The organism is Actinosynnema sp. NPDC049800, from assembly GCF_040656635.1.
In the GTDB taxonomy this organism is placed as follows: domain Bacteria; phylum Actinomycetota; class Actinomycetes; order Mycobacteriales; family Pseudonocardiaceae; genus Actinosynnema.
In genome coordinates this window covers 1-25,309 of the sequence record NZ_JBFAMT010000041.1, presented here as the reverse complement: position 1 = coordinate 25,309, position 25,309 = coordinate 1, and the positions used below count along the sequence as shown (strand labels likewise).

Below are 25,309 nucleotides of genomic sequence, written 5' to 3'. Positions count from 1 at the left end.
CCTGCCCCTCCCGTCCCGCACGGCACCGGTCTCGTCATCGTCGGGGGATCGCCATGTCCGACCGCTGGCCGCTCACGCCCAACCAGACCGAGCTCTACGTCGCCGACCAGAACGCCGACCACGTCGCCACCTACCACGCCGCCTCGGTGCACCGGGTGCCCGCCGACCTCGACGCCGCCGAGCTGTCCCGGCGGCTGGCGGCGATGGTCGCCGCCAACCCGCTCCTGGCCGCACGGGTGGCGTTCGACGCCGAGGGCGGCCACTGGGTGCCCGCGCGGCAGCCGGTGCTGCACGTGCGTTCGGCGGCGGGGCCGGACGCGGTGCGCCGCGAGTGCTCCCGGCCGTTCGCGCCGCACCGCGGGCCGCTGCTGCGCGCCGTCCTGCTGCGACACCCGGACCGCGCCGCGGAGCTGGTGCTGGTGGCGCACCACCTGGTCACCGACGAGCGGTCGACCGAGCTGATGGCGCGCTGGCTGCTCGACGGGCAGCGGCCGGAGCCGGTGGAGGGCTACCGCGCGTGGGCCGAGCGGGTGTCCGTGCCGCCCGACCCGGCACGCGTGGCGGCCGTGCGCGAGTCGTTGCGCGACGCGGACCCGGACTTCTCGCTGGAGTGGGGCCAGGGCGACCCCGGCGCGGGCCGCACCTCGGGCGACCGGGCCGACCTGCGCCTGCCCGCGCGGACGTGGCAGGCGGTGCGCCGCAACGCCGCCGCGCTGGGCGTCACGCCGCACAGCGCGGTGCTCGCCGCGGCGGCCGTCGTGCTGGCCCGCAACAGCGGCGCGCGGGCGCCCGTGCTGGGCACCAACGTGTCGCGCCGGTCGGCCCGGCACGCCGACACCATCGGCTACTTCGGCGCGACCGTGGCCGTGCCGATCCCGGTGGACGAGGACGTCGACCTGGCGACCCTGCTGCGCGGCGCGCACGAGCGCTGCCTGGCCTCCTACCGGACCGCGGACCTCCCGCTGTCGGCCGTGTCGGCCCACGCGCCGCGGTGCGTGGTCGTGCCGCGGGCCGGGGGCACCGACGTGGACCTGGGCGCGGCGCAGTTCCCGCTGACCCTGTACGTGGCCGACGAGCCGGACGGCGGCGCGCACGGCCTGCTGCGGTTCCAGACCGCGGTGCTGCGCCGGGCCGCGGCCGAGCGGTTCTGCCGGCAACTGGCCGTGGTGCTGCGGGCGTTCGCCGACGACCCCGGCACGCCGGTGCACGCCGTGCCGACCATGGCCGAGCCCGACCTGGCCGCGACCCTGGCGCTGGGCCGGTCGCAGCCGCGCGCGGTGCCCGCGGCCACGATCCCGGAGCTGTTCGCCGCGCGCGTCCGGTCGGGGCCGGACCGGGTCGCGGTGACCGGCGAGGGCGGTTCGCTGACCTACGCGGAGCTGGACGACCGGGCCACCGGCCTGGCCCGGGCACTGGTCGGGGCGGGTGTCGCGCCGGGCGACCGGGTCGGCGTCCGACTGGACCGCGACCCGCGGCTGGTGGTCGCGCTGCTGGCCGTGCTGAAGGCGGGCGCCGCGTACGTGCCGCTGGACCCCGGCCACCCGGCCGGGCGCACCGCGTTCGCCGTGTCCGACAGCGGGGTGCGGGTGGTGATCGGCGACACCGCGGGCGTGCCCGGCGCGACCGCGGTCCCGGTCGACTCGCGCGGCGTCGCGGAGCTGCCGGGGTCGCGGCACACCGATCCCGCCTACGTCATCTACACGTCGGGCTCGACCGGCCGGCCCAAGGGCGTCGTGGCCACGCACCGCAACGTCGTGGCGCTGCTCGCGGCCACGTCCGAGGAGTTCGGGCTGGGCCCGGACGACGTGTGGACGCTGTTCCACTCCCCCGCGTTCGACTTCTCCGTGTGGGAGCTGTGGGGCTGCCTGCTCACCGGGGGACGGCTGGTCGTGGTGCCGCACTGGACGGCGCGCGACCCGGCGGCGTTCCACGACCTGCTGGCGCGGGAGCGGGTGACGGTGCTCAACCAGACGCCGTCGGCGTTCGCGCAGCTGCCGCCCGGTCCCGGCGACCTGTCGGTGCGGTTGCTGGTGTTCGGCGGCGAGGCGCTGGACGCGCGCGTGCTGCTGCCGTGGCTGGACGCCTACCCGCGGCGGCGGTGCCGGGTGGTGAACATGTACGGCATCACCGAGACCACGGTGCACTGCACGTGGCACGACGTGACCCGCGCGGACGCGCTGGCCGGACCGGCACCGGTGGGCCGGCCGCTGCCGGGGTGGGAGCTGGACGTGCTCGACGGGCGCGGGCGGCCGGTCCCGCCCGGCGTCGCGGGCGAGCTCCACGTCGGCGGCTCCGGGGTGACGCTGGGCTACCTGGGCCGGCCGGGGCTGACCGCGGCCCGGTTCGGTCCCGCCGACGCGGGCGCGCGGCGCTACCGCAGCGGCGACCGGGGCCGGTACCTGGAGGACGGCAGGCTGCTGCACCTGGGCCGCCTCGACGAGCAGGTGAAGATCCGCGGCCACCGGGTCGAGCCGGGCGAGGTCCGGTTCGCGCTGCTGGCCGACCCGAGGGTGACGGCCGCGGCGGTCGTGGTGCGCCGCTCCGGCGACGACACCGCGACGGCCCGGCTCGACGCCTACGCGGTGACCACGCGGCCGGCCCCGGACCTGCGCGCCTCGCTGGCGGCGCGGCTGCCCGACTACCTCGTGCCCGCGACGGTCACCGAGGTGGACGCGCTGCCGCTGACCGCGAACGGCAAGCTCGACCCCGATCGGCTGCCCCCGCCCCGCGCCGCCGCGTCCGCCGCCGCGCCGCCACCACCGCCGTCCGACGCGGTGGAGGCCCGCGTCCGGCAGATCTGGGAACGGCTGATGGGCACCGCGGTCGGGCCGGACGACAACTTCTTCGAGCTGGGCGGCAACTCGCTGCTCGCGGTCCGGCTCAACACGGCGCTGCGCGAGTCCGGCTTCGACTCGGTGCAGCTGCGCGACATCTTCCGCCACTCGACCGTGCGCAGGCTCGCCAGGGTGCTGCGGCGGAGCGCGCCGTGAAGGCCGCGACCGCGGCGCAGACCCGGTTCTACCTGCTGGACCAGCGCGACGGCGGCGACACCCGGACGCTGGTGAAGCACTTCGTGGCGCACGGCGCGCTGGACCCGGACCAGTTGGCCGCGGCGTTGCGCGCGGTGCTGGCCGCGCACCCGGCGCTGCGCACGTCGCTGCACCCCGGAGCGGACGGGCTGCGGGCGCGCGTGCACGAGGTGGCGGACGTGCCGCTGGTGGTGCGGACGGTCGGGGCCGACCACGTGGTGACGCCGGTGCGGAGGCCGTTCACGCACGGGACCGGCCCTTTGTGCGCGATCGAGGCGCACGTCGGTCCGGCGCGCGCCGACGTGGTCGTCACGGTGCACCACGCGGTGTTCGACGAGCCGTCGACCGCGATCCTGCTGCGGCACCTGGCCGCCGGTTACGCGGGCGGCCAGGTGCCGGCGCGCGAGCCCGCCCCGCCGGGTGACACCGGGGCCGCCCGGCGGCACTGGGCCGCGGCATTGGCCGACCTGCCGCCGGAGGACACCGCGATGCCCGTCACGGGGACGGGCGGCGAGCCGCGGCGGGGCGTGGTCCGGCTGCCGCTGTCGGCGGGGCGGTTGCGGGCGAGGGCGGTCGCATCCGGCGCGTCGCCGTTCATGCAGGTCCTCGCGGCGCTCGGGCTCGCCCTCGGCTGGTACGCCGACCTCGACGACGTGCTGGTGGCCGTCGCGGTGGACGGGCGCGGCCCGGGTGATGACGAGGTCGTCGGCTGCCTGCAGAACACGGTGCCGGTCCGGCTGCGCCTGACCGGCGACACCACCGACGTGCTGGACCGTGCGCTGGACGGGGTGCTCGACGCCCTGGAGCACGCGGCGCTGCCGTTCGAGGAGATCGCGGACCTGGCGTCGGCAGGTGGCCCGCGGCGGGCGTTGACCCGGGTGCTGTGCGCCGAAGCCGGTGCGCCGCAACGGGTCGAGGCCGGTGGCGTGGTGTGGGAGGAGCCGCCCGCGCCACCGCCGCACGACGCCGAGTACGACCTGGCGGTGACGCTCGCGCCGGGGCCGGAGCTGGTGGTCGAGCACCGCGTGGACGTGGTGGCCGCGCCGGTGGCCGGCCGGTTCGCCGAGGCGGTGGTGCGGGCCCTGGACGCGTTCGACGGACGGCCCGTCGCCGCGGTGGACCTGGCGGGCCCGGCCGACCGGGCGCTGGCGGCGGCGTTGGGCGAAGGCCCGCCGCCGCGGCCGACCCGCGTGGTGACGGAGTCGGTGGCCGACGCGCCGGCGGACGCCGTGGCGGTGCGCGACGACGCGGGCGCCGTGCTGACCTACGGGGAACTGTCGGCGGCCTCGGCGGCGTTGGCGCGGGCGCTGGTGTCGACGGGCGTGCGACCGGGCGACCGGGTCGGGATCTCGGTGCCGCGGTCGGCGGAGCTGGCGGTGGCGGTGCTCGGCGTGCTGCGCGCCGGCGCGGCGTACGTGCCGCTGCCACCGGACCACCCCGCGGAGCGGTTGGCGCACATGGCGGCCGACGCGGACCTGCGGGCGGTGGTGGGCGGTGCGCTGCCCGGGGTGCCGTCGGTGCCGGTGCGGCACGAGCCGGCCGACGGGCCCGACCTGCCGGGGATCACCCCCGGGATGCCCGCGTACGTGATCTACACGTCCGGCTCGACCGGGCGGCCCAAGGGCGTGGAGGTGCGCCACGGGAACGTGGCCGCGTTCCTCGGCGCGCTGGACGTGCTGCTGCCCGACGCGCCCGGCGTGGTGGTCGCGGCCACGGCGCTGTCGTTCGACATCAGCGTGCTGGAGCTGCTGTGGCCGCTCGCGCGCGGGCGCGCGGTGCTGATCACGGACCACCGCCGGGTGACCGCGGTGGCCGGGCGAGGCGCGTTGTACCAGTGCACGCCGACCGTGGCGCGCCTGCTGGCCGACGAGCCCGCGGGCCGGGCGTTCCTGTCGGGGCTGGGCGTCCTGCTGGTGGGCGGTGAGCCGTTGGCCGACGACCTGGCCGCCTCGCTCGTCGCCCTGGTGCCCGGACCGGTGTGGAACTGCTACGGCCCCACCGAGACCACGGTGTGGTCCACCGCCTGGCGGGTGCGGCCGGGCGTTCCCGTGCACATCGGGCGTCCGCTGGCCGGTGAGCGCTGCCTGGTCGTCGACTCGCGCGACCGCCCACGGCCGTTGGGCGTGCCGGGTCGGCTGCTGGTGTCGGGCGCGGGCGTGGCGGCCGGGTACTGGCGGCAACCCGGGATGACCGCGCGCCGGTTCCGCCCGGGTCCCGGCGGTGACCGGGCCTACGACACCGGCGACGAGGTCCTGGTCGACCCCGTGGAGGGGTTGCGCTTCGTCGGGCGGGTGGACGCGCAGGTCAAGGTGCTGGGGCAGCGGGTCGAGCCCGGTGAGGTGGAGGCCGTGCTGGCGGAGCACCCGGCGGTGCGGGCGGCGGTCGTGGCGCCGGCGTTCGACCGGACCGCGCTGGTGGCGTACGTGGTGGCGGACGGCCCGGTCGACGACCTGGACGCGCACGCCCGCCGGTTCCTGCCGCCGGCCATGGTGCCGGTGGCCTGGCACGTGGTGCCCGAGCTGCCCCGGACACCGCACGGCAAGCTCGACCGCGCACGGGTGGCCGAGTGGGCGTCCCGCCTGCGGCCGGAGCACCCCGGCGGTCGGGACGCGGCCGACGTGCTGGCGCTGTGGTCGCGCGTGCTCGGCCGACCGGTGTCCGATGTGGACAGCACGTTCTTCGAGCTGGGCGGCAGCTCGGTGCAGTTGTTGCGCGTGGCGGCGGCGTTGCGGGAGCGGTACCCGTCGGTGGCGGTGGCTGACCTGTTCCGGCACGTCACGGCGCGGTCGCTGGCCGCGCACCTGCGCCGGGGCGGACCGGCCGAGGCCGGGTCGGGGCGCGGTGCGGCGCGGGCCCGCGCGGTGGCCGGCTGGACACGACGAGGGGAGCGGACGTGAACGTGGCCGTGGTGGGGCTGGCGGTGCGGGTGCCCGGCGCCGGTTCCCCCGAACAGTTCTGGGACAACCTGGTGGCGGGCCGGGTGTCGTTGCCCGGGACCGGTCCGGACGGCGTGCCGGTGGCCGGGCGGCCGCCGCGCGTGCGGGAGTTCGACGACGGGTTGTTCGGGCTGTCGGCCGCCCAGGCCGCGGCGACCGACCCGCAGCACCGGGTGCTGACGGAGCTGGCCTGGGAGGCGTTGGAACGCGCCGGGATCGACACCACGCGGTCGTCCGACGTGGTGGGCGTGTTCGCGGGCAGCGGCCCCGACACCTACCTGCACCGCAACGTGCTGCCCGCCGCGGACGTGGTGCGGGTGACCGGGGAGCAGCAGGTGCGGTTGGGCAACGACCGGGACTTCCTGGCCACCGGCCTGTCCTACCGGTTGGGCTTCACCGGGCCGAGCATGACCGTGCAGACCGCGTGCTCGACCTCGTTGGTGGCGGTGCACCAGGCGGTGCGGGCGCTGCTGACCTACGAGTGCGACGTGGCGCTCGCGGGCGGGGTGACGGTGCAGCTGCCGTTGGCGGGCCGCTACACGCCGGTGGAGGGCGGGATCACGGCGGCGGACGGGCGCTGCCGCCCGTTCACCGAGGGCAGCGGCGGCACCGTGCCCGCCGGCGGCGCGGGGGTGGTGGTGCTGCGGCGGGCGGCGGACGTGCGGCCGGGTGAGCCGGTGCTGGCGCACATCGTCGGCACGGCGGTGAACAACGACGGCGCGGACCGGATGAGCCTGGTCGCGCCGAGCCCGCGCGGGCAGGCGGCCGTGCTGCGGGAGGCGTTGGAGGTGGCCGGGCTGACCGGTGCGGACGTCGGGTTCGTGGAGACCCACGGCACCGGGACGGCGCTGGGCGACCGGGTGGAGCTGTCGGCGTTGGCGGAGGTGTACCGGGGCGGGCGGTGCGCGTTGGGCGCGGTGAAGGCGAACGTGGGCCACACCGACACCGCCGCCGGGGTCGTCGGCCTGGTCAAGGCGGTGCTGGCGCTGCACCACGGCATCGTGCCGCCGACGCCCCGGCAGCCCGGCGACGGTCCCGACGTGGAGCTGGGCCCGGACCTCTTCCTGCCGCGCGAGGCCGTGGCGTGGCCCGCGGGCTCGCCGCGCCGGGCGGCGGTCAGCTCGTTCGGCTTGGGCGGCACCAACGCGCACGTCGTCCTGGCCGATCCGGCCGCCGCCGATCAAGAGTCGGCCACACCCCCGACCGACGGCACCGCAGAGCCCAGCCGGGAATCGGCCGAAACCCGCACGGAGCCGGCCGACCTCTCCCCCGTCGTCCTGTCCGCCGCGACCGAGGAAGCCCTGCGCGAGCAGGGGCGTCGGCTGGCCGCGTGGCTCGACACCGGGTCCACTCCCCTGCCCGAGGTCGCCGCCGCGCTGTGGCACCACCGTCGGCAGCTCACCTGGCGGTGGGCGGGCGTGGCGGGTGATCGCGGCTCGTTGCGCACCCGTCTGTCCGAACTGGACGGTGTGCGCGAAGCCGTGCCGGAGCCCGGTTTCGCGCTGCTGCTCCCCGGTCAGGGTGGTCGCGTCGCGGGGATCGGGATGCTGCGGCACGACGGGTTCCGCCGGGCCTTCCACCTCGCGGCCGACGCGGTGCGCGAAGGCGGCGGCCCGGTGTTGCACGACCTCGCCGACTGGTCGCCGGACGACCGCCGGTTCGGCCGCACGGCGGTGGTCCAGCCCTTGCTGTTCGCCTTGCAGTGGGCGGCCTTGGGCACGCTCGCCGACCGCGGGTTGCGGCCGGACCTGCTGCTCGGCCACAGCGTCGGCGAGCTGGTGGCCGCCGCCCACGCGGGGGTGTTCTCGTTCGCCGACGCGGCCCGCGCGGTCGTGGCGCGCGGCGCGGTGATGGAAGCGGCTCCCGCCGGCGCGATGGTCGCGGTGCGGTTGGGCGAGGAGGAGGCCCGCGCCTTGGCCGACGGGCACGCCGTGGAGGTGTGCGTGGTCAACGCGCCCGACAACACCGTGCTCGGCGGTCGGCCGGCAGCGGTCGAGGCCGTGGTGCGGCGGTGCCGGGAACGGGGCGTCCAGGCGACCCGGCTGTCCGCCGGGCACGCGTTCCACTCCGTCGACATGGCCGAGGCCGCCGAGGAGTTCACCCGCTTCCTGACGACCATCCCGCTGTCCGCGCCGCGGCACGTGGTGCTGTCGAACACGACCGGCGACGTGCTCACCGCCGACCAGGCCACCGATCCCGCGTACTGGGGTGCGCAGGTCCGCCGCACCGTCCGGTTCCACGACTGCGTCCGCGCGCTGCTCGACCACCGGCCGGACGTCGTGGTGGCCCTGGACCGGGACGGCGCGGTCGGCAGGCTGGCACGCCAGGCGGCCCGCGCCGCCGGGCTCGCGCCGCTGGTGCTGGACTTGTTCGGCGGGCGCGGTGCGGTCGACGAGCCGCGCGGGCACGCCGAGGCCATCGCCCGCACGTGGACGGCGGGCCTCACGCCGACCATGCCCGCGCCGCCGACCCGCCCGGTCCCGCTGCCGACCTACCCGTTCGCCGACCGGGTGCACTGGCTGGGCGACGAGCAGGACGCACCGCCCCCGCGGCCCGAGGTGGTGACGCCCGTGCCCGCCGACGACCTGGAGGACCGGGTGATCGCCTTGTGGCACAGCGCCTTCGGCGGACCGCCGCTGCGGCCGGAGGACAACTTCTTCGAGCTGGGCGGCACGTCGTTGCAGGCCGCCCACCTGGTCGCGGCGGTCAACGAGGACCTGCTGCTCGACGTCCGGCTGCACGACCTCTACGAGTGCTCGACGCTGGGCGACTTCGTCGCGCGGGTGCGCGAGATCGTGGCGGGCCGCGACGACGAGGAGCTGCTGAGGCTGCTGGACGAGCTGGAAGCCGAGGAGGAGGCGCAGCGATGACCACACCGGCGCAACGGCTGCGCGCCCTGTCTCCCGAGCAGCGGCGGCGGCTGCGGGAGAGGTTGGGCGCGCAGGCGGGACCGCTGCCGAAGCGGTTGAGCCTGTACTTCTTCGCCAGCGCCGACAGCATGGCCGCGGCCGACTACTACGACCTGGTGCTGACCGCCGCGACGGCCGCCGACCGGGCGGGGCTGCACGCGGTCTGGCTGCCGGAGCGGCACTTCGTGGACTTCGGCGGCTTCTCGCCGAACCCGGCGGTGCTGGCCGCGGCCGTGGCGGCGCGCACCACTCGCCTGCGCGTGCACGCCGGCAGCGTCGCCGCGCCGCTGCACCACCCGGTGCGGGTGGCCGAGGACTGGGCGCTGGTGGACAACCTGTCCGGCGGCCGGGTCGGCGTCTCGTTCGCCAGCGGCTGGCACCCGGACGACTTCGTGCTGGCCCGGTCGGGCTTCGACCGGCGGCGCGAGGTGACCGCGGAGGCGGTGGACCTGGTGCGCCGGTTGTGGCGCGGTGACGTGGTGCGCCTGCCCACCACCGCGGGCGGCGACGCCGAGGTGCGCGTGAGCCCGCGCCCGGTGCAGCCGACCCTGCCGGTGTGGCTGACCGCCGCGGGCAACCCGGCGACGTTCGTCGAGGCCGGCCGCACCGGCTGCGGCGTGATGACCGCGCTGCTGGGCCAGACCCTACCGACGTTGCGCGACAACGTCGCCCGCTATCGGCAGGCGTGGCGGGAAGCCGGGCACGACGGCGACGGCGACGTGGTGGTGATGGTCCACGCGCACGTCAGCGACCGGCCGGACCTGGAGGAGTTCCTGCGCCCGGCGATGCACCGCTACCTGGCCGCGTTCCGCAGGCAGACCGGTGGCGCCACGGACGAGGTGTTGCTGGAGGAGGCGTTCCGCAGCTACCTGCACGGCCCGCTGTCGCTGCTGGGCGACCGCGACAAGGCCCGGTCGACGCTGCGCGGGTTGGCGGCGGCGGGCGCGGACGAGGTGGGGTGCCTGGTGGACTTCGGCCTGCCCGCGGCCGACGTGCTGGCGGGGCTGCCCGCGCTGACCGCACTGGTGTCGGACGAGGAGGCGGCATGAGCACCGACGCGATCGACGCGCGACTGGCCAGGCTGACCCCGGCGCAGCGCGCCGCGCTCGCCGGACGCCTCGCCGCGGCCAAGGCCGGACCGCCGCTCGCACCGCGTCCCGGCCCGCGCGAGCGGTTCCCGCTGGGGCTGGACCAGGAGCGGCTGTGGGTGCTCGACCGGCTGGACCCGGGCGCCACCACGTACTCCCTCAGCTTCGGCCTGCGGTTCCGGGGCAGGCTGGACGTGCCGGCCCTGGTCGCCGCCGCACGGGCCGTGGTCCGCCGGCACGAGCTGCTGCGCAGCACGGTCGAGGTGCGGGACGGGCGGCCGGAGCTGCGGGTGCGCCCGGACGCGCCGGTGGCCGTGCGCGAACTGGACCTGCGCGGCGCGCCGGACCGGGAGCGCCGGCTGGCCGAGTTCGTCGCCGAGCAGGTGGGCACGCCGTTCGACCTCGGCGCCGGTCCGCTGCTGCGGCTCGGCGTGGTGCACCTGTCCGACGACGAGCACCAGGTCTGCGAGACCATGCACCACTCGGTCACCGACCAGTGGTCCTACGTCCGGCTGAACCGGGAGCTGCTGGAGCACTACCGCGCGGCGCTGGAGGGACGCGCGCCCGACGTGCCCGACCTCGCGGTGCAGTTCGGCGACTTCGCGCACTGGCAGCGGGAGCTGTTCGCGGGCGACGCGGGCCGCCGGCACCGGGAGTTCTGGCGCGATTACCTGGCGGGCGCGCCGACCTCGTTGCCGCTGCCCTACGACGGCTCGCCGGACACCGACGACCACGCCGGCGCGCACCACCAGTTCCGGCTCGACGAACGGGTCGGCGCGGCGTTCCTGCGGCACACCAGGGCGCGGCGGACCACGCTGGCGACGTCGCTGCTCGCCGTCTACGCGGCGCTGCTGTTCGAGGAGACCGGTCAGCGGGACCTGTCCATCGGGCTGCCCAGCGTCACCCGCGGTCGGCCGGAGACCCAGGACCTCATCGGCTTCCTGCTGACAAACGTGCCGGTGCGGGTGCGGTTGCCCGAGCGCCCGACCCCGGACGACGTGCTGGCCGCGACCGCGGCCGGTTCGGCGGCCGTCGCCGAGCACCGGGAGGTGCCGTTCGCCGAGATCGTGGCCGCGGTGTCGCCGGACCGCTCGGCGACCCGCTACCCCCTGTTGCAGACGATGCACCTGGTGCTGGACTTCGACGACACGATCTTCCAGGTGCCCGGCGCCGAGGTGTACGCCAACGGCGTCAAGGACGGCGTGTCGCCGATGGACATCACGGTCGGCTGGTGGCAGGCGGGCGACGTGCTCTACGGGCGGTTCGAGTACCGCACCGCCCTGTTCGACGCGGCCACCGTGGACCGGCTGACCCGCCGGCTGCTGCGCCTGGTCGAGGTGTTCGTCGACGAGCCCGGCACGCCGCTGCGGTCGCGGGCGGTGGTCGCCGCGCCGCCGCCCCCGGTGCTGGCCGTCCCGACGCGGGCCGTCGCCGCGGACACCGATCGGCTGGAGCTGGCGCGGCGGGCGTGGCAGGAGGTGCTCGGCCGGGCCGACGCCGCGCCGGAGGACGTGTTCTTCGAGCACGGCGGGACGTCGGTGCTGGCCGTCCGGTTGGTGGACCGGCTGCGGGCCGCCGGGTTCGCGGCGACCGTGCGCGACGTGTTCTCCCGGCCGACGCTGGGCGGTCTGGCCGCGTTGCCGGAAGCCGCGAAGGGTGAGGCCCCGCGCCCCGCCGCCGACGTCGCGCCCGCCGGACCCGAGCAGGACCTGCTGCTGCGGGCCGGGCTGCCCCGGGTCGAGCGCTGGGCGCACACCGCGGTGCTGGCGGCGCCCGAGCCGCTGGACCACGCACGGCTGCGGGACGCGGTCGCCGCCGTGGTCGCCGCGCACCCCGGCCTCCTCTCGCGCTTCACCCGCGAGGGCGAGGAGTGGGTCGTCCGCACGGGTGACCGCTGGGACTGGCGGGTGTCCGCCGGCGGGACGCCGGAAGAGGTCGCGGCGGCGCAGCGCGCGGGCTTCGACGTGGCGGAGGGTCCGCTGTTCGCCGCGTGCGCGCTCGGGCCGGACCGGGTCGTGCTGACCGCGGCCCACCTGGTGATCGACGGCCTGTCGTGGGCCGTGGTCGTGGACGACCTGGCCCGCGCCTACGCCGGTGGCGCGCTCGTGCCCGAGCCCGTCGCGCCGGCGGCGCACTCCGCCGCGTTGCGCGAGGTGTCCGCACGGCCGCAGGAGGGGTACTGGCGGGCGCAGCAGGAGGCCGTCACGCCGTTCACCTGGGGCACCGGCGAGCCCACGAGGCAGGGTGACGTGGTCGAGCTGGAGACCGTCGTGCCGCTGCCCGGACCGGGCACGTACCGCGCGGAGGCGGCGACGGCGGTGGCGCGCGCCTTGCGGCCGTGGACCGAGCGGGTCGTGCTCATGGTGGTGGGGCCCGGCCGGGAGACGCCGGCCGCGTTGCCGGAGTGGGACGCCGACCGCGCGGTGGGCTTCCACGCCTGCTCGTACCCCGTGGTGCTGCCGGTGACCGGTGGCGACCCGGCCGACGACCTGGCCGCGGTCGGTGCGGCGCTGCGCACGGTGCCCGACGGCGGAAAGGGGTTCGGGCTGCTGCGGGCCGGGCCCGACCCAGTGCTCGCGGACGTGACGCCCGTGGTGAGCTTCAACTACCTGGGCGCGCTCACCGGCCCCGGTGCGGGGTACCTGACCCGGGTCGCGGAACTGGGGCCCTCCGACAACGACGACTTCACCCGGCCGACCGAGCTGGACGTCGTCGCGGCGCTGGAGTCGGGGAACCTGGTGCTCCGCTGGCAGTTCAGCCCGCGCGCCGTGCCGGAGGCGGTCGTGCGCGAGGTCGCCGACCGGACCGCGGCCGCGTTCCGGGACGTGGTGTCGCCCGACGACGACGTGCCGGGCGAGACCGGGATCCCCGACACCCGGATGGACCGGCTGTTCGCCGAGCTGAGCCGGGCCCGGCGGGGCGCGCGGTGAGCCGGCGGCCGTTGGTGGCGCTGCTGAGCGCCAACTACCTGTCGTGGTTCGGCAACGCGGTCTCGTTGGTCGCGGTGCCGCTGTACGTGCTGGAGGAGACGGGCAGCGCGGGGCAGACCGGGCTGGCCGGGTTCGCCAACACCCTCCCGCTGGTGTTCGCGGGCGCGGTCGGCGGCGTGCTGGTCGACCGGTTCGGCGGCCGTCGCGTGGGTGTGGTGTCCGACCTGCTGGCCGCCGTGGCCACCGCGGCCGTCCCGCTGCTGCACGGCACGGTCGGCCTGCCGCTGCCGGTGCTGCTGGCCCTGCTGTTCGGCCGGGCGGTGGCCGCGACGCCCGCCGGCACCGCCCGGCTGAGCCAGCTCGCGCCGCTGGCGGACGCGGCCCGGGTGCGGCGGGAGACCGCCAACACCGTGCACCAGTCGGCGCAGCGGCTGGCGCTGCTCCTCGGCCCGCCGCTGGCCGCCGCGCTGGTCGCGGCGGTCGGCCCCGCGCCGACGCTCTACCTGGACGCCGGGTGCGTCCTGCTGGCGGCCCTGGTGACGTTGGTCGGCGTGCCCGCCACCGCGCCGGCCGCGCAGGAGCGGCTCGGGTTCGCCCGGCAGGTCCGCGAGGGCTTCGCGTTCGTGGCCGCGACCCCGGTGATCGGCGCGATCCTGGCCGTGGTGGTGGTGACCAACTTCGTGGACGACGCGTTCGCGCCCGTGCTGCTGCCCGTCTACGCCACGGAGGTGGCCCACGACGTGCGCGCCCTGGGCTGGCTGCTGGCGGCGGGCGGGCTGGGCGCGGTCGTGGGCACGTTCGGGTACGCGCCGGCCAGTCGCGGCCCGCTGCGGCACCGGTACGCGACGTTCGTCGGCTGCTTCGCGGTGGTGGCCGCGCTGCGGGTGGTGATGGTGCTGCTGCCCGGCGTGCCGCTGATGGCGGTGCTGGCGTTCCTGGTGGGGCTGGCGAGCGGCCCGCTCAACCCGCTGCTGACGACCGTGATGCAGGAGCGGGTGCCCGAGGCGTTGCACGGCCGGGTGTTCGGGCTGACGGGAGCGGCGGCCTTCGCCGCGGTGCCGGTCGGCGTGCTGACGGCCGGGTGGTCGGTGGAGGGCGTGGGACTGCGCTGGACGCTGGCCGGGTTCGCGGCGGTCTACCTGGTGCTGGTGGCGGTGGCGCTGCGGTTGCCCGCGCTGCGCCGGTTGGACGTGCACGGGGTGGACGAGGGGGCGCGGCGGTGACGGGGCGGTTGTCGGGCAAGGTCGCGGTCGTGACCGGGGCGGCGCGCGGTGTCGGCCGGGCGTGCGCGACGGCGTTCGCGGCCGAGGGCGCGGACCTGGTGCTGGTGGACGTGGCGCGCGACGTGCCGGGCGTGCCCTACCCGCTGGGCTCCGAGAGCCAGCTGGAGCACACCGCCGAGCTGTGCCGCGAGCGCGGCGCCGAGGTGCAGGTGTCGATCGCCGACGTGCGCGACCTGGCCGCCGTGCGCCGGCTGGCGGACGCGGCGCTGGACCGGTTCGGCGCGGTCGACGCGGTGGTCAACAACGCGGGCGTCGCCGCGCCGTCGGGCAGGCCCGCGCACGAGATCGCCGAGGACGAGTGGCTGCTGATGCTCGACGTGGACCTGAGCGGCGCCTGGCGCGTCACCGCGGCGTTCGCGCCGGCCATGCTGGAGCGGCGGTCGGGCAGCGTGGTCAACGTCGCCTCCACCGCCGGGCTGGTCGGCTACCGGCACTTCGCCGGGTACGTCGCGGCCAAGCACGGCCTGGTCGGCCTGACGAAGGCGACCGCGCTGGACTTCGCGCCGCTGCGGGTGCGGGTCAACGCCGTGTGCCCCGGCAACGTCCGCGACGACCCCGACGTGGAGGGCCGCATGCTGTCGGAGATCGCGCGCAGCCTGGACGTGCCGGTGTCCGAGCACGAGGCCGCGTTCCTGGCCGACCAGCCGATGAACACCCTGGTCGACCCGGCGGACGTGGCCGCGGCGGCGGTGTGGCTGGCCTCGGACGAGACGCGACACGTGACCGGGACCGTGGTGACCGTCGACGCCGGCTACTCGGCGAGGTAGCCGTGGCCGAGCGCGCGTCCGCCGCGGAGCGGAGGTTCTGGTTCGCCGAGCGGGTCCGACCGGGCGCGCCCGCGGCGATCGCGTTCGGCCGGGTGCGGGTGGACGGTCCGGTGCGGGAGGCGGAGCTGCGGGCGGCGGTCCGGGCCGTCGTCGCCCGGCACCCGGCGTTGCGCACCGCGTTCGCGGTGGCCGGCGGCGACCTGGTGCGCGAGGAGCGGGACGTGCCGCGGGACGTGCTGCGCGTGCTGCCCGCCGGGACCACGCCCGACCGGGCGTGCGGCGAGCTGGCCGCCCGGCCGTTCGACCTGGCGGCGGGCCGGGTGTTCCGGGCCGCGCTGGTGCCCGACGGGCAGGGGGCCGTGCCTGTTCCCGGGGCGGACCTGCACCTGGCCGTGCACCACGCCGTGTTCGACGGGTTGTCCGAGGAGGTGTTCACCGCCGACCTGGCGCGGGCGTACGGGGTGGCGCTGGCCGGTGGCGTGCCCGCGTTGCCGCAACGCCCTGGGCTGCCCGCCGCCGACCCGGACGACGCGCGCGCCGAACGGCTCGCCGCGTACTGGCGCGAGGCGCTGGCCGGCGCGGGCGACCTGCCGGACGGCGGGGTGGGGCTCGGCCTGCGCGACCTGGCCGAGGACCGGCTGGTCGAGGCGCCGCTGACGTGCGAGCCGGCGCCGGTGCGCGAGGCGGCGCGGCGGCTGTCCTGCTCGCCGTTCGCGGTGCTGCTCGCCGCGTACGGCCGGGCGTTGGCCGAGCTGACCGGGGTGGCCGACTTCTGCGTCGGCACGGCCGTCGCGGTGCGCCCGCCCGGCGCGGAGGACGAGGTGGGGTGCGCGCTGAACATGCTGCCGATCCGGGTCCGCGACCCGCGCGGACCGGGCGCGGTGACGCGGGTGTGGACGGCCCTGGTGGGCGCGCTCGGGCACGCCGACCTGCCGTTCGACCGGATCGTGGCGGCGGCGCGGCCGGGCCGGGGCAGGCGGATGCCGGTGTACCAGGCGTCGTTCGCCTTCCAGAGCTGGACCAGGGCCCGGCACCGGGCGGGGCCCGCGGTGCTGCGGTCGGTGCCGGTGCCGCAGCGGGGGCTGCAAACGGAACTGCTGCTGGAGCTGCGCGACGAGGGCGAGCGGTGGCGCGGCCAGGTGCAGGCGGTGTCCCGGTCGTGGTGGGCGACCCGCCTGCCCGACCTGGCCGCGGCCTTCCGGCGGGCCCTGGCCGAGACGACCACGAGCTGACGCGAGGGGATTCGCCATGCCGACCACGATCATGTGCCTGCCGCACGCCGGCGCCGGGGCGAGTGTGTACCGACCGTGGCGCGACCACCCGTTCGAGTCGATCCGCGTCGCCCCGATCCAACTGCCCGGTCGCGAGGAGCTGTTCGTCGAGGACTTCCACGCCACCATGGCGGACGCGGCCGAGGACGTCGCCGACCGCGTCCTGGCGCAGGCGGGCGACGCGCCGTTCGCCCTGTTCGGCCACAGCTTCGGCGCGGTGCTCGCGCACGAGGCCGCGCACGTGCTCGTCGCGCGCGGCAGGCCGCCCGCCCACCTGCTGGTCAGCGGCGCGCTGACACCGCAACGCGTGGCCGGCCGCATCCGCGTGTCCGAGGTGGACGACGACCGGCTGGCCGCCGGGGTGCGGGACATGATCGGCTACGACCACGAGGCGTTGCGGGACCCCGACCTGCGCGAGTTGCTGCTGCCCGTGCTGCGGGCGGACATGCTGCTGCTGGAGCGGTTCCACCCGACCGGGGCCCGGTTGCCGCTGCCGATCACCGCCCTGCGCGGCGAGGACGACGTGATGGTGTCCGTGGCGGACATCCGGGAGTGGGCCGACCGCACGACCGACCGGTTCACACTGGTGCAGCTGCCCGGCGGGCACATGTACTTCACCGAGGCGTGGCCGTTGCTGTGGAAGACGATCGGGGCCGTGCTGTGACGCTGGAACGCGACGACCCGGAGCTCGCGGGCGCGCTGGCCGCGGACGCCCGCGGGCAGCGGGACACCCTGGCGCTGGTGGCGCACGCGAGCCTGGCCCACCCGTCGGTGCTGGCGGCGGCGGGCGCGGCGCTGAACAACGTGACCGCGGAGGGGTACCCGGGCGCGCGCTACCACCCCGGGGCGGCGTGGTTCGACGTGGTGGAGCGGTTGGCCGTGCGCCGGGCCAAGGCGGCGTTCGGCGCGCGGTACGCCAACGTGCAGCCGCACTCGTGCTCGTCGGCGAACCTCAGCGCGCTGGTCGGCCTCCTGCCGCCGGGCGGGGTGCTGCTGGGCATGGACCTCGACGCGGGCGGGCACCTCACCCACGGTTCGGCCGCGTCCGTGACCGGCACCCACTTCCGGGCCGTCGGCTACGGCGTGGACGCGGCCGGGCGGGTCGACTACGACCAGGTCGCCGACCTCGCCCGACGGCACCGGCCCGGCGTCGTCGTGGCCGGCGCGAGCGCGCACCCGCGGGCGCTGGACTACCGGCGGTTCCGGGAGATCGCCGACTCGGTGGGCGCGTACCTGCTGGCGGACATCTCGCACGTCGCGGGCCTGGTGGTGGCCGGCGAGCACCCCAGTCCGATCGACACGGCGCACGTGACCACGACGAGCACCTACAAGCAGCTCGGCGGACCGCGCGGCGGGCTGATCCTCATCGGCGCCGAGCACCGCGCCCCGGCGCCGGACGGCACGACGACGTTGGCGGGCCTGATGCAGCGCAGCGTGTTCCCGCGCACGCAGGGCACCCCGAACCCCGGCGCGATCGCCGCGAAGGCGCGGGCGCTGGACCTGGCGGGCCGCGCGGAGTTCCGCGAGTGGGCGCGCCGCGTCGTCGCCGACGCCGCCGCGCTCGCCGCCCGGCTCTCCCGGCTCGGGCACCGCGTGCTGACCGGCGGCACCGACACCCACATGGTGGTGCTGGACCTGCGCCCGCGCGGGGTGACCGGTGTGGTGGCCGAACGCGCCCTGGAGGAATGCGGGATCCTCGCCAACCGCAACCGCGTCACCGGCGATGACCGGCCGCCTCTGGTCGCGAGCGGGTTGCGGCTGGGCACGAACGTCGTGGCCCGGCGCGGCATGGGGCCGGGCGAGGCGGAGGAGTGCGCCGACCTGGTGGACGCGGTGCTGCGCGCGGTGCGCCCGCTGGACGACCGCCGCTACGACCTCGACCCGGCGGTGCGCGACCGGGTGCGGGCCCGGGTGGCGTGGCTGTGCGCGGAGTTCCCCGTCCCGTTCGAGTTGTCGGAGGTGCCCGCATGACCACGTCCCTGCCCACCGACCGGCCGCGCGGCCCCCGGTCCGCGCGGCGCTCGGCCGTGCTGCGGGCGGACCTGCCCGGCGAGCACCCGGTGGAGGCGCTGATGGCCGCGTTCGCACTGCTGCTCGCCCGGTACACCGACCAGGACGTGGTGGTGTTCGACGGTCCTCGGGGCGCGGTGGCGGTGGACGGGTCCGGAGTGCCGCGCCCGGCGACCGGGCCGTGCCCCACGGCGTTGCTCGTCGAGGACGACGGGGTGGACCGCGAGCTGACCGTCGTCGTCGACGGCGGCGTCACCGCCCGGTACGACCCCGACCTGTTCGACGCGGACACCGTGCGGCGGCTGCTCGGCCACTTCGCGATGGCGTCGACCCGGCGGGGACGACCGGACCTGTCGCTGCTCACGCCCGAGGAAGAGCACCGGCTGCTGGTCGAGTGGAACGACACCGCGGTCGCCCTGCCCGCCGACGGCTGCCTGCACGGGCACTTCGAGGACCGGGTGCGGGCCGCGCCCGACGCGGTCGCGGTGGTGCGCGGCAACCGGACGTGGACCTTCGCCGAGGTCAACCGCTCGGCGAACCGGCTGGCGCACCGGTTGCGCGAGCTGGGCGTCGGGCCGGGGGTTCGGGTGGGGATCTGCCTGGACCGGTCGCCCGACCTGCTGCCCGCCGTGCTCGGCGTGCTGAAGGCCGGTGGCGCGTACGTGCCGCTCGACCCCGACTACCCGCCCGCCCGGCTGGACCTGATGCGGCGCGGCGCGGGGCTGGCCGTCCTGGTCGGCCGCGCGGACCTGGCCGCGAACCTGCCCGACGACACGCCCGTCGTGCTGCTGGACCGGGACGCGGCCGTGCTGCGGGAGCAGCCGGAGCACGACCCGGACGTCGGCGCGGGACCCGACGACCTCTGCTACGTCATCTACACCTCCGGTTCCACCGGCGGCCCGAAGGGCATCGCGTTGCGGCACCGGGGCGTGCTGAACAACCTCGTGGACCTCAACACGCGTTTCGGCGTCGGCCCGGACGACCGGGTGCTCGGCCTGTCGTCGCCGAGCTTCGACATGTCCGTCTACGAGCTGCTCGGCATCACGATCGCCGGCGGCGCGGTGGTGCTGACCGGTCCCGACCCGGCGCGGTGGGCGGCGGAACTGGCCGACCGGCCGATCACGGTGTGGAACTCCGCGCCCGCCCTGCTGGAGCTGGTGCTGGACCGGCTGGACCGCCCGCTGCCCCACCTCCGGGTGGCCATGCTGGGCGGCGACTGGGTGGCCGTGACGCTGCCCGACCGGCTGCGGCGGTTCGCGCCCGACGTGCGGATCGCGGTCCTGGGCGGCGCCACCGAGGCGTCGATCCACTCAACGGTGTACGAGGTGGGCGAGGTGGACCCGGCGTGGACGTCGATCCCGTACGGGCGACCGATGGCCAACCAGCGCGTCTACGTGCTGGACCGGGCGATGCGGCCGGTGCCGGTCGGCGTGCCGGGCGAGCTGCACCTCGCGGGCGCGGGCCTGGCGCGCGGGTACCTCGGCCCGCCGGAGCAGACCGCGCGGCGGTTCGTGACGTGGAGCTACGGACCCGTGCGCGACGAGCGCCTCTACCGGACCGGAGACCTGGTGCGGTACCGGGCGGACGGTCAGCTGGAGCTGTTGGGCCGCTTGGACTTCCAGGTGAAGCTGAACGGCGTGCGGGTCGAGCTGGGCGAGGTGGAGGCCGCGCTGAGGCAGGTGCTGTCCACGAGGGAGGTCGTGGTGACGGCGGCGGCGGACCCGTCCGGCGACCGGCGGCTCGTGGCCTACGCGGTGGCCCGGTTCTCCTCTGACGACGTGCGCGCGGCCCTCGCCGAGGTGCTGCCGCGCCGGCTGGTGCCCGCGCTGGTCGTGCCCGTGGACCGGCTGCCGTTGAGCCCGAACGGCAAGGTGGACCGACGGGCGCTGCCGGCACCGGTGTGGCCCGTGGGCGCGGTCGCGCCCGCCGACCCGGTCGAGCGGCGCGTCGCCGAGGTGTGGCGGGACGCGCTCGGCCTGGCCGAGGTGGGCCGGGACGCCGACTTCTTCGCGCTGGGCGGTGATTCGATGAAGGCGCTGCGCGTGGCGCGGGAGATCCACCCGGACCTGACCATGGTCGACCTGTTCGCCCACTCGACCGTCGCGTCCCTGGCCGACCACCTCCGCTCCCTGCCCGAGCGCGACGGCCGGGGGTGACGGGCCGCCGGTCGGTGGCGCTCGATGGGCAGCCGATCACGCTTCTCGCCCGCGACCGGAATCAGTGGGCGACACCGGATCCCACTAACAGAGCAAAGGTCCGACCGACGCCCACCAAATGCCTTTCCGGAATCACCGGCGCTGAGCCGCGTGAGGCTTCTCCGCGCGGTCACGGTCAGGCTTCCCGCGCGGGCGGGGGTCAGGCTTCCGGCGCGGTCCTCGCCGGGCCCGGGAGCGGCGCCGGCACCGGCGGGACCTCGGTCGGGCGCAGGCCGGCCACCAGTTCGGCCAGGTCGGCGGTGGCGTCGTCGGCCTGGTCACGGGTGGCCGTGCACCTCAACCGCACGACGCCGCGCCGGCCGGGGTCCGCCGCGTCCGGCAGGGTCAGGTACTCCTCCACCCGGACGACCTCCTGCCCGGCGGTGGTCGTGAGGCGCAGCGACTGGGTGAGCCGCGGACCGTGGGGACCGGTCCCGTCGACGCGGTCGGTGACGGTCGCGGTCGGCAGGGCGGCGGCGGACAGGTCGGCCAGCTCGGCGGGCGTCCACCCCGCGTCGGGTTCGTCGATGACGATCGTGGCGGTGAAACCGGAGCCGTGGGTCGCGGTGGCGATCGCGACGAACGCCGCCCCACCGGCGCCGACCTCGTCGGGCGGCACCGGCAGCCAGCCCGGCGGGAGCCGGAACGCGATGGGCAGCGACAGTTCTCCGTTCACGGGTCACTCCGTTCGGGTCGAGTCGGTTCCGGCCGCCGCGGGTCAGAACGGGAAGAGGCTCCGTCCGATCTCCCCGAAGTCGAGCGCGAGCTCGCCGTTCAGCGCGCCGCCGGCGATCGCGGAGGCGCCGACCTTGAAGCCCAGGCCGACCTTGCCGTTCTCGTTGATCACGTCGAGCGCGAACTTGGCGCCCGGCCCGACGTAGACCTCGGGCTGGGCGGAGACGGTGAGCGGTCCGAGCGAGTGCTCCAGCTCCGGGCCGCTCACCTGCACGCCGAACTGCGCTTCCAGGTCGATCAACGGGTCCTCGGACCTGGGCTGGTTGATCGCGCCGGTGAGGTGCAGACCGGCGGAGTACTCGCCCTCGACCGTGCCGTCGAACGCCTTCCAGGTGCCGTGATCGAAGTAGAAGTTCAGGTCGCCGCCGATGATCGGCCCGCCGGTGGCCAGCGACTCGGGGGTCGGCAGCCGGCCTTCGGGGTCGATGCCGGGCCCGTGGGACTCGATCGTCAGCAGCCGGAGGATCGCCTCGCCGGCGGCGTCGACGATCCGGTTGACGTAGTCGACGACCATCATGTCGCCGGGGTCGTGCGGGCTGATCAGGGCGGCCTCGTACAACGGCGAGTACGCGGCGACCACGTCGTGGATGCCCTGCTTGGTCCGGATCAGGCTGGTGGCGTAGTCCTCGGCCAGCACCGCCTGCTGGAGCTGCCGCTGCCCGAGCTGCTCGAAGGTCGAGCCGACCGCCGCCGCCTGCCCCTCCACCGTCTCCCCGCCGGTGTCCTGCCAGGACGCGTGCGCGGCCCGTCCCGAGGTGGTCACCTCCGCGCCGGCGTCGGTGACGGCGCCCGCTGCCCCGCGCCAGGCCGCGCCGAGCTGCTGCGCCACCACTTCGTCGTCGGGCGGCCAGGGGTCGTAGCGCGCCTTGACCTCCGCCCACAGTGGACCGCTCGGCTCCGGGGTGGTCATGCCAGTCCCTCGAACCGGTCGCGGCCGGTGGTGTCGGCCTGCACGTAGTCCGCGGTGCTCGCCAGTCCCGCACCCGCCAGCCTCTCCGACGCGGGCACGTGCCGGGAGACGTCACGCGCGACCTGCTCGGCGCCGACGCGGTACCTGCCCATGAACGCCTGCCCGAGCACGCCCCGGCCCAACTGGCCCTCCAGGCTGCCGATGGTGGTCGCGGCGCTCGACCAGGCCGTGACCGCGCCCTGCCCGGCCGTGTCCATCCGGGACATCGCCTGCTCCACGCCCGCGGTCTCCATCTGCGCGCCGTCGGCCGATGAGGTCATCGCTGCTCCCCCTGTCGTATCCGGCGATCCAGTTCGGCCAACGCGAGGTCGAACCTCAGGTCGGCGGTGTCGGGGTCGGCATCGGCGGGCAGGAACCGGGACACCACCTCGAACGCGGCCCGGGTGGCCTCCCGGTTCGCCGCCTGCACGGTCTGCAGCACGGTCCGCGCCAACGCGGCCGAGTCCGGATCGCGGTGGACCCGCGGGTCCAGGCGGAGGCCGATCAGCCGCCCGCCCGCGTCGACCGTCGCCTCGACCAACCCGTCGTCCGACCAGGCCGTCGCCCGGCTCCGCGCGCGCACCTCCCGGATCCTGCGGAACTCCTCGGCCAACCGCACGTACCCGGAGTTGGCCGAGGAAGGCAGCAACGCGTCCATGCCCACCCCCCGTGATCGACTCTGATCGGAGTATCCGGCCACACCACTGCGCACGGACTGCCCCTGACCGGTTCCGGCCACGGCGCTTCGCCTCGCGTGCCCGTCCCGCCGTCCTGGTCAGCGGGCGGGTTCGGGCTCGGCCGGCAGCTGCCGGACGGAGCGCACGGTGAGCGCCAGCGGCGCGCTCAGCACAGCGATCGCCGCGCCGGCGAGGAGGACGGCGTCCGTGCCGACGAGCTCGGCCGCCGGTCCGGCCAGGGCCATGCCCACGGGCGCGGCGGCCAGGCCGACGACGGAGGAGAAGCCGGTGGCCCTGGCGACGAGGTCGGCGGGCACGTGCACCTGCCGCGCGGTCTGGGTCAGCACCGCGTAGAGGCCGGCCTGCACCCCGGCGGGAACGGCCGCCGCGACGAGCACGGGTACCGGCGCCCCCGCGGCGAGCAGGGCCAGCAGCGGGGCCAAGGCGACCGGGATGGCGCAGGCCACCACCAGCGGGCGTCGCGGTCGCCAACGCAGGGCAAGGACGCTGCCCAGCAACGCGCCGACGGCGTAGCCGTTGGCGATGAACCCCCATGCCAGCGCACCACCCAGTTGTTGATCGGCGAGGACGGGAGCGAGGACCAGGAACGGGGAGATGCACGCCCCGTTGATGACGGCGACCTGGATCGTGATGGCCTGCAACCAGGGGCGGGCGCGGAAGTCGCGCCACCCGTGCCGCGCGGCGTCGAGCAGCGCGGGTCGTGGGGGCACCGGCCGGTCCGGGACCTTCAGCGCGACGAGCGCGGCGGCGCTGACCGCGAACGTGGCCGCGTCCACGGCGAAGGACACGCCCGCTCCCAGCACCGCGGACACCACCGGGGCGAGGAGCGTCGCGGCGTTCTGGGCGGCGTTGACCAAGGCGTTGGCCTGACGCCGCCGCTCTTGGGGCACCACGTCGACGACCAAGCCCGCCGCGGCGGGGGCGAAGAAGGCGTTCGCCGTGCCCGCCACCGCTTGCAACGCGGCCAGGTGCCACAGCGTCCCCGCACCGGTGATCAGCAGCACGGCCGTCAAGCCCTGGGAGGCGCAGCGGACGACGTCGGCGGCGAGCATGACGGCCCGACGCGACACCAGGTCGCCCACCACCCCGCCGACGAGCGTGAACACCACCACCGGCAACCGGCCGACGAGCAGCACCAGCCCGACCTCGGTCAGCGACGCGCCGAGCCGCAACGAGCCGAACACCAGCGCCATGCCGATGAGGCCGTCACCGAAGTGGGAGGAGGTCCGGGCGATGAAGTACCAGCGGAACGCCGGGTCGCGCAGCAGCGCGGGCACAAGCCGGGGCATGGACCGCACGTTGCCGGCACCCACCGACAATTCGCGGAACCGCGGATCGGTCACAACGACCGAATCGCCGGCCACGTTCGGAGAACCCCGGCAGCTGATGACGCACGCTCGCCCGGTGAGTCCTGGCGCAGGAGGGGACGCCGCCGCGCGGACGCGGCGGCGTCAGGGTCGAACTACGTCACGCAGCCTGGTCAGGCGGCTCCATCGCTCCCGTCATGATGGCGACCGCGTCGGCCATGGAGATGGTCTTCGGGTCGACCACGGCCTTGCGGCGGCCGAGGCGCTGGATGTGGATCCGGTCGGCGACCTCGAAGACGTGCGGCATGTTGTGGCTGATCAGGATGACCGGCAGGCCGCGGTCGCGGACGTGGAGGATCAGGTCCAGCACGGCGCGCGACTCGCGCACGCCAAGCGCCGCCGTCGGCTCGTCCATGATGACGACCTTGCTGCCGAAGGCGGCGGCCCGGGCCACCGCGACGGCCTGCCGCTGCCCGCCGGACAACGTCTCCACGGCCTGGCCGGGGTTCTGGATCGTCATGATGCCCAGCGCGTCGAGCTGCCGCCGTGCCTCCTCGCGCATGCCGTTGCGGTCGAGCATGCGGAACACCGTGCCGAGCACGCCCTTGCGGCGGCGTTCACGACCCAGGAACAGGTTGCTCGCGATGTCCAGCGACGGCGAGACGGCCAACGACTGGTGCACGGTCTCGATGCCGGCGTCCCGCGCGTCGATCGGCGAGGTGAACGCCACCGGTGCGCCGTCCACCAGGATCTCGCCCTCGTCCGGCACGACCGCGCCGGACAGCGCCTTGATCAGGCTGGACTTCCCGGCCCCGTTGTCCCCGATGACGGCCAGGATCTCGCCGGGCAGCAACTCCAGGTCCGAGCCCGACAGCGCGGTCACGCGGCCGTAGCGCTTCACCAGCCCGCGGGCCTGCAACACCGGTGTGGTCACTAGTGCACCCTCTTCCGTGCGGGCGCCTGGGTGGCGCTTGTGGTAGGAACCAGGCGGAAGTCGGGGTGACGGCCCGGTGTGGCCGCCCTTCGAGGGCTCCCATGACACTGCCGCCCCCGGCTTCCCCGGAACCGTGAAGCGATGACTGAGGGACGCGCCGTAGAGCGCCGGTTAGTGACCACTCCGCCGTCGGTTCCCTCGCCGCCTGGCCCCTGCCGCGCCGACGGAATGGAAAGGCGACGGGGTTGTCGCTGCACGACGCGCTGTT

17 protein-coding genes are annotated in these 25,309 nt (G+C 76.2%); 11 read left to right on the top strand and 6 right to left on the bottom strand.

The genetic code is table 11. From position 1 onward, the window contains the following. The first annotated feature begins 53 nt into the window (after positions 1–53). Genes AB0I91_RS32400 through AB0I91_RS32350 form a run of 11 tightly spaced genes read left to right on the top strand, consistent with a single transcriptional unit; the run spans position 54 to position 20,379 of the window. Entirely contained in the window at positions 54–2,990 is a 2,937-nt protein-coding gene (locus tag AB0I91_RS32400) for a non-ribosomal peptide synthetase (RefSeq protein WP_499640362.1), read from the top strand. Beyond that, positions 2,987–5,926 (top strand): amino acid adenylation domain-containing protein, encoded by a 2,940-nt coding sequence (locus AB0I91_RS32395; RefSeq protein WP_499640360.1) that lies wholly within the window; start codon positions 2,987–2,989, stop codon positions 5,924–5,926. Before AB0I91_RS32400 ends, AB0I91_RS32395 begins: the two co-directional genes overlap by 4 nt. Further along, on the top strand, positions 5,923–8,835 hold the full coding sequence (locus tag AB0I91_RS32390; protein ID WP_499618270.1) for a type I polyketide synthase: 2,913 nt from the start codon (positions 5,923–5,925) through the stop codon (positions 8,833–8,835). The genes AB0I91_RS32395 and AB0I91_RS32390 overlap by 4 nt, the downstream gene beginning before the upstream one ends. Continuing rightward, on the top strand, positions 8,832–9,923 hold the full coding sequence (locus tag AB0I91_RS32385; RefSeq protein ID WP_499618268.1) for a MupA/Atu3671 family FMN-dependent luciferase-like monooxygenase: 1,092 nt from the start codon (positions 8,832–8,834) through the stop codon (positions 9,921–9,923). The genes AB0I91_RS32390 and AB0I91_RS32385 overlap by 4 nt, the downstream gene beginning before the upstream one ends. After that, positions 9,920–12,892 (top strand): condensation domain-containing protein, encoded by a 2,973-nt coding sequence (locus tag AB0I91_RS32380; RefSeq protein ID WP_499640358.1) that lies wholly within the window; start codon positions 9,920–9,922, stop codon positions 12,890–12,892. Before AB0I91_RS32385 ends, AB0I91_RS32380 begins: the two co-directional genes overlap by 4 nt. Beyond that, the gene (locus AB0I91_RS32375) at positions 12,889–14,115 is read left to right on the top strand and encodes an MFS transporter (RefSeq protein ID WP_498783227.1); all 1,227 of its coding nucleotides are present in this window, start codon (positions 12,889–12,891) and stop codon (positions 14,113–14,115) included. The genes AB0I91_RS32380 and AB0I91_RS32375 overlap by 4 nt, the downstream gene beginning before the upstream one ends. Continuing rightward, complete coding sequence (locus tag AB0I91_RS32370) at positions 14,112–14,942, top strand: SDR family oxidoreductase (protein ID WP_499618263.1); 831 nt, start codon at positions 14,112–14,114, stop codon at positions 14,940–14,942. Before AB0I91_RS32375 ends, AB0I91_RS32370 begins: the two co-directional genes overlap by 4 nt. 2 nt (positions 14,943–14,944) lie before the next feature. Further along, positions 14,945–16,174: a condensation domain-containing protein gene (locus AB0I91_RS32365; protein WP_499640356.1), complete on the top strand. Its 1,230-nt coding sequence runs from the start codon at positions 14,945–14,947 to the stop codon at positions 16,172–16,174. A 16-nt stretch (positions 16,175–16,190) separates the two neighbouring features. Further along, positions 16,191–16,877: a thioesterase II family protein gene (locus tag AB0I91_RS32360; RefSeq protein WP_499640354.1), complete on the top strand. Its 687-nt coding sequence runs from the start codon at positions 16,191–16,193 to the stop codon at positions 16,875–16,877. Beyond that, positions 16,874–18,184 carry a serine hydroxymethyltransferase gene (gene glyA / locus AB0I91_RS32355; RefSeq protein ID WP_498783234.1) on the top strand — a complete coding sequence of 437 codons (1,311 nt, stop codon included), beginning with the start codon at positions 16,874–16,876 and terminating at the stop codon, positions 18,182–18,184. The genes AB0I91_RS32360 and glyA overlap by 4 nt, the downstream gene beginning before the upstream one ends. Then, entirely contained in the window at positions 18,181–20,379 is a 2,199-nt protein-coding gene (locus AB0I91_RS32350) for a non-ribosomal peptide synthetase (RefSeq protein WP_499640352.1), read from the top strand. The genes glyA and AB0I91_RS32350 overlap by 4 nt, the downstream gene beginning before the upstream one ends. Positions 20,380–20,578: 199 nt before the next feature. Here the strand turns inward: AB0I91_RS32350 and AB0I91_RS32345 are convergent, their stop codons facing one another. The 6 genes from AB0I91_RS32345 to AB0I91_RS32320 form a co-directional block, all read right to left on the bottom strand. Further along, positions 20,579–21,094: a hypothetical protein gene (locus tag AB0I91_RS32345; protein ID WP_498783237.1), complete on the bottom strand. Its 516-nt coding sequence runs from the start codon at positions 21,092–21,094 to the stop codon at positions 20,579–20,581. Positions 21,095–21,136: 42 nt separating this feature from the next. Beyond that, positions 21,137–22,063: a WXG100-like domain-containing protein gene (locus AB0I91_RS32340; protein ID WP_499640349.1), complete on the bottom strand. Its 927-nt coding sequence runs from the start codon at positions 22,061–22,063 to the stop codon at positions 21,137–21,139. After that, positions 22,060–22,383 carry a hypothetical protein gene (locus AB0I91_RS32335; RefSeq protein ID WP_499618251.1) on the bottom strand — a complete coding sequence of 108 codons (324 nt, stop codon included), beginning with the start codon at positions 22,381–22,383 and terminating at the stop codon, positions 22,060–22,062. The genes AB0I91_RS32340 and AB0I91_RS32335 overlap by 4 nt, the downstream gene beginning before the upstream one ends. Next, on the bottom strand, positions 22,380–22,760 hold the full coding sequence (locus AB0I91_RS32330; protein WP_498783243.1) for a YbaB/EbfC family nucleoid-associated protein: 381 nt from the start codon (positions 22,758–22,760) through the stop codon (positions 22,380–22,382). Before AB0I91_RS32330 ends, AB0I91_RS32335 begins: the two co-directional genes overlap by 4 nt. Before the next feature lie 117 nt (positions 22,761–22,877). Then, entirely contained in the window at positions 22,878–24,089 is a 1,212-nt protein-coding gene (locus AB0I91_RS32325; protein ID WP_499640347.1) for an MFS transporter, read from the bottom strand. A gap of 178 nt (positions 24,090–24,267) precedes the next feature. Continuing rightward, positions 24,268–25,041 (bottom strand): ATP-binding cassette domain-containing protein, encoded by a 774-nt coding sequence (locus tag AB0I91_RS32320; RefSeq protein ID WP_498783247.1) that lies wholly within the window; start codon positions 25,039–25,041, stop codon positions 24,268–24,270. Positions 25,042–25,309 lie beyond the last annotated feature (268 nt).